The organism is Pseudomonas sp. MF08875 (assembly GCF_059862525.1).
In genome coordinates, this window is record NZ_JCBCUW010000026.1 from 41,943 (window position 1) to 55,728 (window position 13,786).

8 protein-coding genes and 2 pseudogenes are annotated in these 13,786 nt (G+C 64.0%); 6 read left to right on the forward strand and 4 right to left on the reverse strand.

Going from position 1 to position 13,786, the window contains the following annotated elements:
* Positions 1-100: 100 nt before the first annotated feature.
* Complete coding sequence (locus AC19YT_RS16505; RefSeq protein ID WP_500610633.1) at positions 101-5,812, forward strand: membrane-targeted effector domain-containing toxin; 5,712 nt, start codon at positions 101-103, stop codon at positions 5,810-5,812.
* Between the two features lie 83 nt (positions 5,813-5,895).
* On the opposite strand, the gene AC19YT_RS16510 is transcribed toward AC19YT_RS16505, so the two are convergent.
* The gene (locus AC19YT_RS16510) at positions 5,896-6,528 is read right to left on the reverse strand and encodes a hypothetical protein (RefSeq protein ID WP_500610634.1); all 633 of its coding nucleotides are present in this window, start codon (positions 6,526-6,528) and stop codon (positions 5,896-5,898) included.
* 318 nt (positions 6,529-6,846) lie between these two features.
* Here AC19YT_RS16510 and AC19YT_RS16515 point away from each other — a divergent pair.
* The 4 genes and pseudogenes from AC19YT_RS16515 to AC19YT_RS16530 all read left to right on the forward strand — a co-directional run.
* Positions 6,847-7,860: pseudogene (locus tag AC19YT_RS16515) on the forward strand (methyl-accepting chemotaxis protein); the annotation flags it as partial.
* A 309-nt stretch (positions 7,861-8,169) separates the two neighbouring features.
* Positions 8,170-8,766 (forward strand): annotated as a pseudogene (locus AC19YT_RS16520) (methyl-accepting chemotaxis protein); the annotation flags it as partial.
* Between the two features lie 139 nt (positions 8,767-8,905).
* Positions 8,906-9,298, forward strand: a complete 393-nt coding sequence (locus AC19YT_RS16525; protein WP_500598980.1) for a lysozyme inhibitor LprI family protein — start codon at positions 8,906-8,908, stop codon at positions 9,296-9,298.
* A 125-nt stretch (positions 9,299-9,423) separates the two neighbouring features.
* Positions 9,424-10,902: a SulP family inorganic anion transporter gene (locus tag AC19YT_RS16530; protein WP_500610635.1), complete on the forward strand. Its 1,479-nt coding sequence runs from the start codon at positions 9,424-9,426 to the stop codon at positions 10,900-10,902.
* Between the two features lie 21 nt (positions 10,903-10,923).
* Here the strand turns inward: AC19YT_RS16530 and AC19YT_RS16535 are convergent, their stop codons facing one another.
* The gene (locus AC19YT_RS16535) at positions 10,924-11,835 is read right to left on the reverse strand and encodes a LysR substrate-binding domain-containing protein (RefSeq protein ID WP_500610636.1); all 912 of its coding nucleotides are present in this window, start codon (positions 11,833-11,835) and stop codon (positions 10,924-10,926) included.
* Positions 11,836-11,923: 88 nt separating this feature from the next.
* On the reverse strand, positions 11,924-12,508 hold the full coding sequence (mdaB, locus tag AC19YT_RS16540; RefSeq protein ID WP_095107762.1) for an NADPH:quinone oxidoreductase MdaB: 585 nt from the start codon (positions 12,506-12,508) through the stop codon (positions 11,924-11,926).
* Between the two features lie 198 nt (positions 12,509-12,706).
* Here mdaB and AC19YT_RS16545 point away from each other — a divergent pair, with 198 nt between their 5' ends.
* Positions 12,707-13,021, forward strand: coding sequence for a putative quinol monooxygenase (locus AC19YT_RS16545; RefSeq protein WP_095107761.1), 315 nt, complete (start codon positions 12,707-12,709; stop codon positions 13,019-13,021).
* Here the strand turns inward: AC19YT_RS16545 and AC19YT_RS16550 are convergent.
* The gene (locus AC19YT_RS16550) at positions 13,011-13,775 is read right to left on the reverse strand and encodes a sulfite exporter TauE/SafE family protein (RefSeq protein WP_500610637.1); all 765 of its coding nucleotides are present in this window, start codon (positions 13,773-13,775) and stop codon (positions 13,011-13,013) included. The two genes, AC19YT_RS16545 and AC19YT_RS16550, sit on opposite strands and share 11 nt — an antisense overlap.
* Between the last annotated feature and the right edge of the window lie 11 nt (positions 13,776-13,786).

Here is a 13,786-nt window from a genome sequence, read left to right on the forward strand (position 1 = left end):
CACATGCCGCAACAGTCGTCTACAACTATGTACCGCTCCTGTTCGCCCACGGCTGCGCACCCTTGAAGGCTCAATTAACGCCTCAAGGATGATGTACTTAATGAGTTGGCTCACCCCCCCGCTTCCCGAACTCTCCGCTGCCGAGCTCAAGCCCCGGCTGATGCAAATCGGCCATCAGCTCGGTGCCATCGACGCCCAAGCCCACCCGCTGGACACGCCCTCACCGGAACTCACGCGCCTGAACGCGCTCAATGAACGCCTGCGCAAGGAGAACCTGTGGATATTCCAGAACGCGCAACTCAAATACTTGTCCGTCGGCGCCCCAACGGTCACCGATGACAGCCGTCCACTGGTGCTTGAACGCAGCAAGACGGCCCTGCGCAACTACCTCGCCGAGGCCGCCGAAGCAGTGTCCGACGCGGGGCAGGCCCATGGCCAATTCGTACTCGAGGCCCACCGCCAAGCGCTGGAGGCGGAAGCCGCGCTCAGGGTGCAGGACCTGACGCTCAGCCCCAGCGATCAACTGCTGGTCGACAACCTGCTGCGCGGCCCCCAATCGCGCCCGGGCCTGTATGCGCTGCGCTTCACCTATCAAGGCCAGGACGTCGAGTGGGCCGGGGCTTTCGTGGTCACCACCGCGACCACCGCGGTCACCACCCTGGACACCGATACCCAGGTCGGCGATGTGCTGCTGTTCACCCCGCGCCATGGCCTGGAGTCCTTCACGTCCCTTAGGCAACTGGATCGCAACCTGCGCCAACGCATGGAGCATCCGCTGTCGCGCAAGGCCTTCCTGAGCCTGCTGCCGCGCAGCTATCAAGGCCTGGACAGTGACGGAATCTGGCCCCTCGAACTGGCTCCCATCAGCGACAAACCACTGTTCGAGCACACCGAGGCAGCGCTGCGCCATAAGCAGAGTCTGGACATCGATTTCGCCTTCGCCCAGCCCAGCACCGAGCAGATCATGAGCGAGCTGGACGACGCCGTGCGGTGCGCCGAGCTGGACCTGACGTCACGCCTGCAAGCCCGGGCCCAACGCCTGCTGGAACGGCTGGTGCGCCTCTCTGCACCCGACTGGTACCGCAGCGCCAGCGAAGCACAGCGTGAGACCGTCGCACAGCGCATCCAGGCCTACAACCAGGCAAGCATGGAGGTCCTCACCGTCATGGGGCCGGCCCTGTCGCCCCAGGCCCTGGCCATCGTGCAACTGACCCAACGCCTGGAGGCCGACCTGGACATCGACAACCTCAACCCTGACGAAGTGCAGGTCAGCACCGATCGCATCATCCCCAACGCCGGCGTCTACAGCCAAACCCTGAGCCTGCCGGAACTGGCCCTGCAAGGGCTGCTCAAGGGCGATGAGCTGGAGGGTTCGGACTTCCTCACCCGCAGCCACATCACCTATGCCGGCCAACCGCTGCCCGAGGCCTACGAAGACCTGACACCCGCCTACCTGGCCGAAATGCTGCCAGCCCTGCAACCGCGCATCGATTTCGCCCCCCTGCAAATCCAGGCCCTGGCTTCGCAGACGGTGCAAAGCGCCACGGCGGCCCTGCTGGACGCGCGCCTGATGCTGCTGGCCTACACCGCGCGCCTGCAAAACCACCTCACCGAGGCCGACTACCAACTGTTCGAAGCCCTGCGCAGTGGCGCCGATGCCAGCCTCACGGCCAGCAGCGTGCTGCTCAACGCCTCGCCCCTCAAGGATATCTGGGTATTGCGCCACACCAACCCGCAAGGTGCGACCGTGCGCGTGCTGCTATGTACGCCACAAGCGCCGCGGGCCGAGCAGTTTCTGGCCTTCGACAGTGAGCGCGACTGCCAGGCGCACATCCTGGGCTGGAGCCTGGACAAGCATGCCGACCCGGACACGCCGAGCATGCACCGCTACCTGCTCGACCAGTTGCTCACCCGCGTGCGCCCGGAATGGAATGAGATGCTCAACGCCCTGTCGTTCAAGCCCGACGTGCAGGAGTACCGCAAGGTGACCTTCACCCCGCCGGCGAGCCACGCCGACACCCTCAAGCAAATGGCCGTCGCGCAATTGGCGATGCAGGCCGACGAGTACAAGCACCGCACTCCGGATTGGCTGCGCAGCGCCTCGGCAGCGGACCGCCAGGCCCTGACCACCTACACCTGCCACGCCATCGGCGCCGAACAGACCTACACCCAAAGCCCCGGCTCCGTGGCGCAGCTGCAACCCTTCGACGATTACGTCCACGAGCGCGCAACACCCATTCTCAACCGCTTGCTGGGCAACCCGACGCCAGCGGTCGACCCCGATCACATAGGCGTGGTGACCCGCGATGCGACCTTCTCCCTCACGACTCTGTATCGCAACGGCTACGACAAGAATTTCGATTTTTTTCTGCCCGGCATCGACTACATCACTCGCTTCAAGGGCCCACCCGGCGTCGACCTGAGCCGCCTGACCCCGCAAAACGTTATCGAACCCCTGGCCGACAGTTCGTTTGCCGACGACTACATCACCCTGGTCGAAAGCCGCTTGTTCAATGTCCATGACCAACACTACGGCCTGCGCCGCAACGGTGCGTTGGTGCTCAACCAACTGCGCATGAAACAGGCCGCCCAGGCTGCCCGGATGCAGGGCGTGCTGGCCAGCAGCGACCAGGCGTGGCTGGAACGCAGCATCGATGCGATGGACAGCAACGACCCCCAGGTACGCCTCAATTACCGGATCTATGGCCTGCACATATTCGGCACGCTCATCCACGGCTGCTTTGTATTCCAACACCAGCAGAACCCACCGTTGCTCTACACCCCGGGCGCGCCGGATGGCGTGGATTTTCGCCTAGCCAAGGAGTTCAACGAACGCCTGAAGAACCTCGATGCCATGGAGTATTACTACACGCACCGGGTAGTGCCCTCCGAGCGCGGCTGGTTCGCGCCCAAACTGGCCGAGTACAAAAGCGCCATGGGGCCGCAATTACGTGGGGTCTATTCCAAGCCCCTGTTCGATGAAATCACCCGCACCACCGCACCGCTGAGCGACCTGCGCTTCCAGTTCTACGACCAGTCGGTCAACCACGTCATTGCCGAGGTCAAGCACACCACCACCAGCCAGGCGCAGCGCAACCTCAAGTTGGTGGAGTTCATGGCCGAACTGATTCTCTCGGTGGCCACCAGCCCCTTCCCGGTGCTGAGCCTGGTGGTAGGCAGCGTGCTGGCGTTCAAGGACGCCATGGTCGCGCTGTATCACTACAACCGTGGCGACTCGGCCGCGGCCCTGGGGGCCTACATCGGTGCCGTGCTCAACCTGGGCGGTGCGTTCCTCACCGACCTGCGCCCCGTGCTGGCATCCATTGGCAAGACCGGCAAGGCCGTCAGCCAGGCTCACAAGCCCTTGTTCAAGATCGCCAGCACCGGCGGCAAAGACCAGACCCGCAGCATCGTCGAGCAACTGGACCCGCCGCCCTCGGTCTTCGACAACTTGCAACCTGTGCAATATGGCGGCCGCTCACTGTGGGCACCCATCACTGCCGACAGCCTGGGGCGGCACCTGCTGCTGCGCCATGACGCGGCCAGCGGGAAAATGCTCTCCACCGGCATCCTCGCTCAACGTAACCGCACCGGGCAGTGGGTCCGCACAGGCGTCGCGGGCGGTGCGCCGCAGCCGCCGACCACGTCGCTGAGCAAATATGAATGGCCCTATGAAGCCAGGAATGACATCCGCATGGGCGCCGACAGCCGTTACACGCCTCCCGAGCAGGACTACTTGGGGTACTCCGATGCCCAGATCCACAGGATGACCTCACCCCACGTCGCCAAATACAACAGCCTGTGCCAGGCCTTGTCCCAGGACGCCGATGCCTTCTTCAAGGATCTGCCCCCCTTGGTGCCCAGGGTTGAGACCCCGGCCCCGCCGCCGAACCTGACCGCCGAGCAGATACTGCGCAGGGGGTTCGACGAGGCCCCTGAAACCGATGGCCTCGTCGTGGGCCACGCCGAGGGCGCCCTGGCCGGCATAAAATACCTGATCGACAACATGGGCGAGCTGCAAAAACTGGATGTCCGCACGCTGTACATCGACTTCCTGCTCAAGGACCTCCACGGAGAAAAGCTCAAGAGTTTCCTGAGCAAAAAAAAGTGGTCGTCAAGCACGGTCAAGGATTTCCTGCATACCCTGGACCGCAGAAATGCCATTCCCAAAGGCGCCTACACCTACCGCAAACTGCTCAAGGCGGCCCACGCCCACAAGATTCGCCTACACCCCATAGGCGTCTCCAGCGGCTATGACTTCGAGCGCGGCCTGGGTTACGTCCTGGCAGACGAGGTCAAGAACCTGCCCAATCGCCACCAGATGAAAGTCTTCTTCGCCCACAAGGCTATTGAAGCCGACCGGGCGAGCAACCCCGGCGGCCGCTGGGTGGCCCTGGTCGATCAACACGCCATGAACAGCCATGGCGGTGTGCCCGGCATCGCCGACCTGCAAAAGAGCGCCAGCATCCGCATTGAAGACGTCGGCCTCGACGCACCCACCGGGATCTGGCCCGACAGCCCCGGCGCAATCCCACTGGACCCCCAGGCCAAGGCAGACTTCAAGCTCAGCCTGGCCACCAACCACAAGGCAGCACCACAACCCGGCCCGGCCCCACGCCCGGCCGTACCCGAAGCCGATGCCCATTTCAGCGACTTCGACCTGTCACCCCAATTCAGGGAGTTCTACACCCTGCATGCGCTCGAACCTAAAACCAGCAAAAGTTTTTTCAGCGGCATCTACAAGGAGCCAAACCAGGGGCAAGCGCTCACGGCGTTCCAACACACCCGCGAGAGACTGGCCCAAGCGGCCGATACCTTCTTCACGGACTACGCCCCGCCACCGCGCGTGGCTCTGCCGGCCGTGGACGACACGCCGCTGCCCAAAGCTTTTATCGACCGGGTGTACGACAGCGGCATCCGCGGCCTGGTGATCGCCGAAGAGCATCGGGCAACCGCCAGCAAGGCCTTGCTCATCGACCACATGAAGTACCTGGCGCGTGAAAAAGAGGTCAAGACCCTCTACCTGGAGCTGCTCACCAGCGACTTGCACCAGGCCGACCTCGATGCCCTGCACCGCAGCCGCATATTCTCCGACAACCTCAAGGCCTACCTCAGGGGGCAGGACCTCGGCCACCAGGTGGACCCCGCCAGCCGCTACAACTACACCAACCTGGTACAAACCGCAGCCAAATACGGCATCCGCGTGCGGGCCATCGACTGCCTGGCGAGCCTGCGCCTGGACAACGCCAGCAACCTGTCGCGTACCCGCCTGATGAACTACTTCGCCCACCAGACCATCGCCGCCGACCAGGCTGCAAACGGCCCGCACCCGTGGGTGGCATTAGTCGGCAGTTCCCACGCCAACCGCTTCCAGGGCAACCCCGGCCTAGCCGAGATGAACAACGCCGTCGCCCTGGAGGTGCGCAACGTTGCCGCCGGCCAGGGCCGGGCCGTGCACCCCGGGCCGCGCTACGTAGGCGAGATCGGCGTGGGCGACCGGGCATCGGTGAAAATCGATTTTCGCCTGGACGTCGACACCCCCGGCAAACGCCCTCCTGCGGCCATGCGCCCGTACGATCGCAGCAAACTGGCCAGCCCCGGCCACTACACAATCGAACAGGTCTCGGACAGTGACATTCACCTGCTACACCACTCCAAGAACGGGGATATCGTCGAAACGCCGATTCAGGCCGACGACAACGGACTGTTCTTCATCGACCGCTGGGAACTGGCCAGCCGCCGCTTCTATAGCATCAAGGAAATCGAATTCGCCCTCGCAACCCTGGTGGCCGGCATGCGCTGGGTTCCCTGACCTCAACCCTGAAGCCGCCTGACAGCGGTGACAAAAAAGGCCCCCGTTCGGTGACGAGCGGGGGCCTTTGCATTGCGCGTAAATCAACCCGGGACGTTGAACGACAGGGTCGCCACATGCACCACGCTGTCGAACTTCTGCCCCTGGACCGTGACCGCGCCGTTGACCTGGGCCACCACTTCCAGCACGTACTGGCCGGGAAACGGCGTGTCCAGGGTCACGCTGCCATCGGCGGCAGGCTTGATCGTGCGGTTCCACTGCCGGGAGGTGTAGACGTTGACCTGGGACGCCGACACCACACCGCCCTTCCAGTACAACTTGAACGTGTTGCCATTGGCGGTGGTGGGCACCAGTTCCAGGTCGTTGCGGGCCTTGGTTTCGCTGCGCCCTTCCTTGGCTTCGTAGAGGGTCAGCTTGCCCGGCTCGGTCTGCTTGGCACTCACACGTAAATCCCCGGCCACGCTCTGGGCAATCGGAAAACCATCGCCACTGGCCGCCAGCGGCACACGTTTGCCCTCGCCCAACAACGCCTCGACCTGAATCAGCGTACTCAGGGCCAAGCGCTCGCTGGGCTGGAAGTTACTCAAGTACGCCTTCGCCGGTTGCCCGGCACCGCGCTCCAGCCACAGGTAGTCGGCAAACGCGGCCGGCGTGGCCAGGGTGGCGGCCAGGGCAACGCTGCCCAGCCAGAAAGAGCGGCAAGAAGTGACAGGCATGCAAAGTCCTTTTTATGAAGACAAACGCGAAAACGCGTTGGATGGCGTGGGGTTCACTAGATAAGACGAATGAGCCGGCAAAAACCCGCAACCTCAATCCTGATAATTTTGCGCAACCGCGCCGCAGGCCTCGGCACAAGCGAAGACGGGCCCCACCCTTTGACCGTCCGTCGCCAGGCAAAACTTCCCTGCGCAAAAACCGTTTCAGCTCTCGCCCCAGCGGCCGATAAACCGCTGCGATACAACCTTGCTGGCACTTAAAAACAACAACCTTCCAGCCAACCGACGAAAAAAACTCAACGTGACTGGAGCACTTCAATGAATAGCTGGTTCGGCAACATCAGCGTCAACCTCAAACTGGGCCTGGGCTTCGGCCTGGTGCTGGTACTCACCAGCATCCTCGCCCTGACGGGCTGGACCAGCCTGGGCGGGTTGATCGACCGCAGCAACTGGATGAGCGACATCACCCAGCTCAACGCCGGCCTGACCAAGCTGCGCATCAGCCGCTTGCAGTACATGCTCACCAATGGCGATGAAAGCGCCGCGCAAAACGTGCAGGGCACCCTCGACGAATTCAGCGCCCAACAACAGGCCTTGCTCAAGAGTTTCAAGAGCCCGGACAACCTCAAGCTGCTGCGCGAACAAGGCACCACCATCGCCGCCTACCAGCAGTCGCTGAACAAAATGCGCAGCGCCTACCGCGACGGCAACGCGGCGCGCCAGGTCATGGGCCAGAACGCCGAAACCGCCAACAGCCTGATCGAAGCAATCAGCACCCAAGTCAAGCAAATGCCCCTGAGCGATCAACGCTTCGAGCAGTTCCAAACCATCACCCAGGCCCGCGAAGCCTTCCTGCTGGCGCGCTACGAAGTGCGCGGCTACACCGCCGACACCAAGGCCGAGACCGAGCAAAAAGCGCTCAACCAACTGAACCTGGCCATCGCCAGCCTCAAGGACCTCAACAGCCACTTCGCCGACACCCAGCAAGTGGCCCTGCAACAGCTCGAAAGCGCCCTGCTCAACTACCGCGCCGCGTTGCAGGCCTACAAAGCGGCCTACAGCCAAGCCGTGGACGCCCGCGCGGAAATGACCGTGCAAGGCGCCGACATCGTCAAGATCAGCGACCGCCTCTACCAGGTCCAGCTCGACCGTCGCGACAGCGAAAGCGCCCAGGCCCGCAGCCTGCAACTGGTCAGCACCTTGCTGGCGCTGCTGGTGGGCATCCTCGCTGCCGTACTCATCACCCGCCAGATCACCCGCCCGCTGCGCGAAACCCTGGCCGTGGTCGAGCGCATTGCCAGTGGCGACCTGAGCCACACCCTGCACGTCACCCGCCGCGATGAACTGGGCGTGCTGCAACAGGGCATCGCACGCATGGGCGTGACCCTGCGCGAACTGATTACCGGGATCCGCGACGGCGTCACCCAGATCGCCAGCGCCGCCGAAGAACTCTCGGCCGTGACCGAAGAAACCAGCGACGGCGTCAACCGCCAGAAAGTCGAAACCGACCAGGTGGCCACCGCGATGCACGAAATGACCGCCACCGTGCAGGAGGTGGCGCGCAACGCCGAGCACGCCTCCCGAGCCGCCGCCGATGCCGACAGCGAAGCCCGCGCCGGCGACAAAGTGGTGGCCCAGGCCATCGAGCAGATCGAACGCCTGGCCAGCGAAGTGGCGCGCTCCACCGAAGCCATGAGCGTGCTGCAACACGAAAGCGACAAGATCGGCAGCGTCATGGACGTCATCAAGGCCGTGGCCGAACAAACCAACCTGCTGGCTCTCAACGCCGCCATCGAAGCCGCCCGTGCCGGTGAAGCCGGGCGTGGCTTTGCGGTGGTCGCCGACGAAGTACGCGGCCTGGCCCAACGCACGCAAAAATCCACCGAAGAAATCGAAGGCCTGGTGGCCGGCCTGCAAAACGGCACCCAGCAAGTGGCCACGGTGATGAACAACAACCGCAGCCTCACCGACAGCAGCGTCGAACTGACCCGCCGCGCCGGCACCTCGCTGGAAAACATCACCCGCACCGTGTCCAGCATCCAGTCGATGAACCAGCAGATCGCCACCGCCGCCGAACAGCAAAGCGCCGTGGCCGAAGAGATCAGCCGCAGCATCCTCAACGTGCGCGACGTGTGCGAACAAACCGCCGCCGCCAGCGACGAAACCGCCTCGGCCAGCGTCGAACTAGCGCGCCTGGGCAGCCAGTTGCAGACCATGGTCAGCCACTTCCGGGTGTGAGCAGAACCCGCCCGAGCCTCCTGCGGGAGGGGGCTCGCCCGCGAGGGCGCCGGGTCAGTTAACATTCACGCCGACTGACACTCAGCCATCGCGGGCAAGAGCCCGCGCCCACAAACGCTTGTCTGCGCCAAGGTGCCCCATGAATCGCCACCTCCTGTTCGCCCCTCTCCTGCTTCTGGGCCTGTGCGCCACCGCCCAGGCCAACCCCGACGCCGACAGCCCGGCCTACAGCCAGTGCATGAAAGCTTCCGGCGGCGTGACCGTGGAAATGCTCGACTGCCAGGCCGCAGAGATCAAACGCCAGGACACCCGCCTGAACCAGGCCTACAAAGCCGCGATGGCCGCCCTGGACGCCGACAAAAAAGCCCCGCTCAAGGACGTGCAGCGCCTGTGGCTCAAATACCGCGACGCCAACTGCGGCTTCGTTGCCAGCCTGACCGGCGGCACCATCGATGCCATCAACGCCAGTTCCTGCTTCCTGGACATGACCAAGACCCGCGCCCGGGAACTGGAAAACCTCGTCGGCCCATAACCCCAAGCGCTGTAGCACGCGGGCTTACCCGCTGCTACAGCAGCGGTCTGCCCCCTATCGCGCCCATCCCCTGTAAACTCCCGCCCCCCGTTTTTGTTACCAGATAAATCACCCTGGACCTGCCCATGCTCGCCTCCCTCCAACACCACTGGTTTTCCAATGTCCGCGCCGATGTGCTGGCCGGGCTGGTGGTGGCCCTTGCGCTGATCCCCGAAGCCATCGCGTTTTCCATCATCGCCGGGGTAGACCCCAAGATCGGCCTGTACGCCTCCTTCAGCATGGCGGTGGTGATCGCCTTCACCGGCGGGCGCCCAGGGATGATCTCCGCGGCCACCGGGGCCATGGCCCTGTTGATGGTGACGCTAGTCAAGGACCACGGCCTGCAATACCTGCTGGCCGCCACGCTGTTGTGCGGCGCACTGCAAATCGGCGCCGGGTATCTCAAGCTGGGGTCGCTGATGCGCTTCGTCTCGCGCTCGGTGGTCACCGGTTTCGTCAATGCCTTGGCGATCCTGATTTTCATGGCCCAGTTGCCGGAACTGACCCACGTCACCTGGCACGTCTACGCCATGACGGCGGCGGGCCTGGGCATCATCTACCTGTTCCCCCACGTGCCCGTGATCGGCAAGGTCATCCCCTCGCCGCTGGTGTGCATCCTGGTGCTGACGGCCGTGGCGATGGGGCTGGGCCTGGATATCCGCACCGTCGGCGACATGGGCGCGCTGCCCGACACCCTGCCGATCTTCCTCTGGCCGGACGTACCGCTGAACCTGGACACCCTGAAAATCATCTTCCCCTACTCCGCCGCCATGGCCGTGGTCGGCCTGCTGGAGTCGATGATGACCGCCACCATCGTCGATGAAATGACCGACACCCCCAGTGACAAAAACCGCGAATGCAAGGGCCAGGGCCTGGCCAACATCGCCACCGGCCTGCTAGGCGGCATGGGCGGTTGCGCGATGATCGGCCAGTCGGTCATCAACGTGAAATCCGGCGGGCGCACGCGCCTGTCTACGCTTGTCGCCGGGGTGGCGCTGTTGTTGATGGTGGTGTTCCTCAGCGACTGGGTCAGCCGCATCCCCATGGCCGCGCTGGTGGCGGTGATGATTATGGTGTCCATCGGCACCTTCAGTTGGGACTCGCTGCGCAACCTCAAACGCTACCCGCTGTCCACCAACATCGTCATGGTTGTGACCGTGGCCGTGGTCGTCGGCACCCACAACCTGGCCTACGGCGTACTTGCTGGCGTGCTGCTGGCCGCGCTGTTCTTCGCCAACAAGATGGGCCACTACCTGGCCGTGGAGTCGGCCCTACAAGACCACGGCCAGTGCCGGGTTTACCGGGTGGTCGGCCAGGTATTCTTCAGCTCGGCAGACAAATTCCGCGCCGCCTTCAACCTCAAGGAACACCTGCCCCGCGTGTGCATCGACCTGACCCAGGCGCACTTCTGGGACATCACCGCCATCGCCGCCCTCGACAGCGTGATCCTCAAACTGCGCGCCAACGGTGCCGAGGTGCAGGTGCTCGGCCTGAACCAAGCCAGCGCCACCCTGGTGGACCGCTTTGGCCTGCACGACAAGGTAGGCACAGCGGCCAGCGCTTAGCTGTCAGCTTGCCGCTCCCCCCTATCCCCTGAACTCCGCCAGCGCATAACCCGCCAGTTTGTCCTGGATAAAGTCCAGGAAGCACTGGATGCGCAACGCCAATTGAGAGTTGCGGTAATACACCGCGTTGATCGGCTGGCGGTAGCCGCTGTTGGCCTCGGCCAGCAGCACCTGCAAGCGCCCGGTGCGGATGTCGTCGCAGGTCATGAAGTGGGACAAGCAGACGATGCCCTGCCCCGCTAGCGCCAGGTGGCGCAGGGTTTCGCCGCTGGAGGCGCTGAGGCTTGCCTCGATCTGCCAGCGGTCGCCGTGGGCGTGGCGCAGGGGCCAGTGGTTGAGGGTTTCGGTCTGGGTGAAACCGAGCAACTGATGGTCGCCCAACTGCTCCACCGTGGTCGGCGTACCGTGGCGCGCCAGGTAGTCGGGGCTGGCGAGGATATGCAGCGGGCTACAGCCCAGGGAGCGCGCGTGCAGGGTGGAGTCGGCCAGGGCGCCGATGCGGATGGCGATGTCGGTGCTCTGCTCCAGCAGGTCGATTATCAGGTCGTTGCTGTTGAGTTCCAGTTGGATATCCGGGTAGAGCCCGCGGAATTCGGCGATGTAGGGCACGATGGCGTGCAACATGAAGGGCGCCGCCGCGTTGATCCGCAAGCGCCCGGAGGGGGTTTGCTGGCGGGCACTGAGGCGCTCTTCGAGTTCGTCCATCTGGTCGAGGATGCGCTTGGCGTGCTCGAAAAAGTACTTGCCCTCTTCGGTCAGGTCCATGCGCCGGGTGGTGCGGTTGATAAGCGTGGTGTCGAGCTTGGCCTCCAGGCGCGACAGGCTGCGGCTGACCGCCGAAGGGGTCTGGCCGACCTGCTCGGCGGCGGCGGAAATCGAACCGCATTCGATCACGCAGACGAACATCTGCAACTCATCGGATCTGGCTTTCAACGGGCATCCTCTGCGGCTGGGGGAGGCTGCTTGTAGCAGGCAGGCGAGCCCGCTTGCTACCGACAACCAGTGCGCCGCAGATAGTAGCTTAAAGGCCGAACACCTTGGCCAGGTGCGCCTCGTAACGCTGCACGTCGCCGGCCACGTCGGGGCGTTTCATCACGTCCACGCACAGGAAGGTCGGCAACGCCTCCAGGCCGAGGAAGGCGTTGGCCTTGTGGAACGGGAAGTACACTGCGTCCACACCCTTGCCTTCAAAAAAATCCGCGGGGTCGTCGAAGGCTTGCTGCGGGGCGTTCCAGGTCAGCGACAGCATGTACTGCTTGCCCTGCAACAGCCCACCGCTGCCGTACTTCTGCGAGGCGTCGCTGCGGGTGCGGCCGTCGTTGGCGTAGAGGCTGCCGTGACCACGGGTGAAGACCTCATCGACGTACTGCTTGACGATCCACGGCGCGCCCATCCACCAACCCGGCATCTGGTACACGATGACGTCGGCCCAGAGAAACTTCTGCACCTCTTCATCGATGTCGTAGCCGGCGTCGATGTGGGTGACTTTCACATCCACACCGCCACGGTCCAGCACGGCGGCGGCAGCTTCGTGCAGGGTCAGGTTGTAGCGGCCATCGGAGTGGGCGAATTGTTTGCCGCCGTTGAGCAACAGGACTTTCTTCATGGTGAGTAGCCTCATCGGGTATCAATGCGCGCTGCACGGGGCAGCGGATCGAGAAGAGTGAAAAACGATGGGGCCAGGTTACAGAGCGACCGCACGCGGAATAAGCCCGCCATCGGCAAAATACATTTGACCCATAAGCACGAATCGATAGCAGATTGTTGTCGTAAAGTTGGCACCCTCAAACCAGAGGAGATCGCCATGAGTGCATTGCACAGTTTCATCCTGCACGCCCACACCCAAGCGGAAACAGCCGACGCCTTCGAGGCGTTGTTCCGCGCCTATGTGCAGCCCAGCCGCGCCGAGCCGGGCTGCATCGAGTACCACATGCTGCGCGACCGCGAAGACCCGACGCTGTTTATCTTCTATGAGGTGTGGCAAAGCCGCGCGCACTGGGACATCCACGCCAACCTGCCCCATATGCGGCAGTTTTTCGAGCAACGCATGGACTACCTGGCGCGGGATTTCGAGACCCGCATGATCGACATGCTCAGCCCCGCCTCGGCTAGCCGCTGACCAGCAAGTGCGCCCCCAGCAGGCCGAGGCCGACAAAGAACACCCGTTTGAACAGCACAGCGCTGATGCGCTGGCGCAACCATTGCCCCAGCCACATGCCCAACAGAGCCGGCACCAGCGCCAGCAATGACGCCCCCAGTTCAGCGCCGCCCAAGGCACCGCCCCACGCCAGGCCGGCCGCCAGGGCCAGGGTCGAGACGCTGAACGACAGGCCCAAGGCTTGCACCAGTTGATCCCGTTGCAGCCCCAGCGCCTGTAGATAGGGCACCGCCGGGATCACGAACACCCCGGTGGCCGCCGTAATGGCACCGGTCAACACGCCACACAGCGGCCCCAGCCAGGGTTCGTGCCGCGCCGCCAGGCGCAGGGCCGGCAGGCACAACCCGCCCAGGGCATACAGCAACAGCGCCGCGCCCAACCCCCGCACCACCCACGGCCCGCCCTCCATGCCCAGCCACAGCGCCCCCGCCCCGGTGCCTAGGAAGATCGCCAGCAGCATCGGCCACAACCGCCCCAGCAGCCCACGCAAATGCCCGCCAAACGCCAATTGCCAGAGGTTGGTCAACGCCGACGGCACAATCAGCAGCGCCGCAGCCTGCGCCGGCGCCATAGCCAAGCCGAGCAAGCCCATGGCGATGGTAGGCAAGCCGAGGCCGATCACGCCCTTGACCGTACCGGCCAGCAAGAAGGTCAACAGCACCAGCGCCATAAGGGCCGGGCCGAGGTGTTGGTAGTACGCCAGGACAGTATTCATGGCGCCCATAA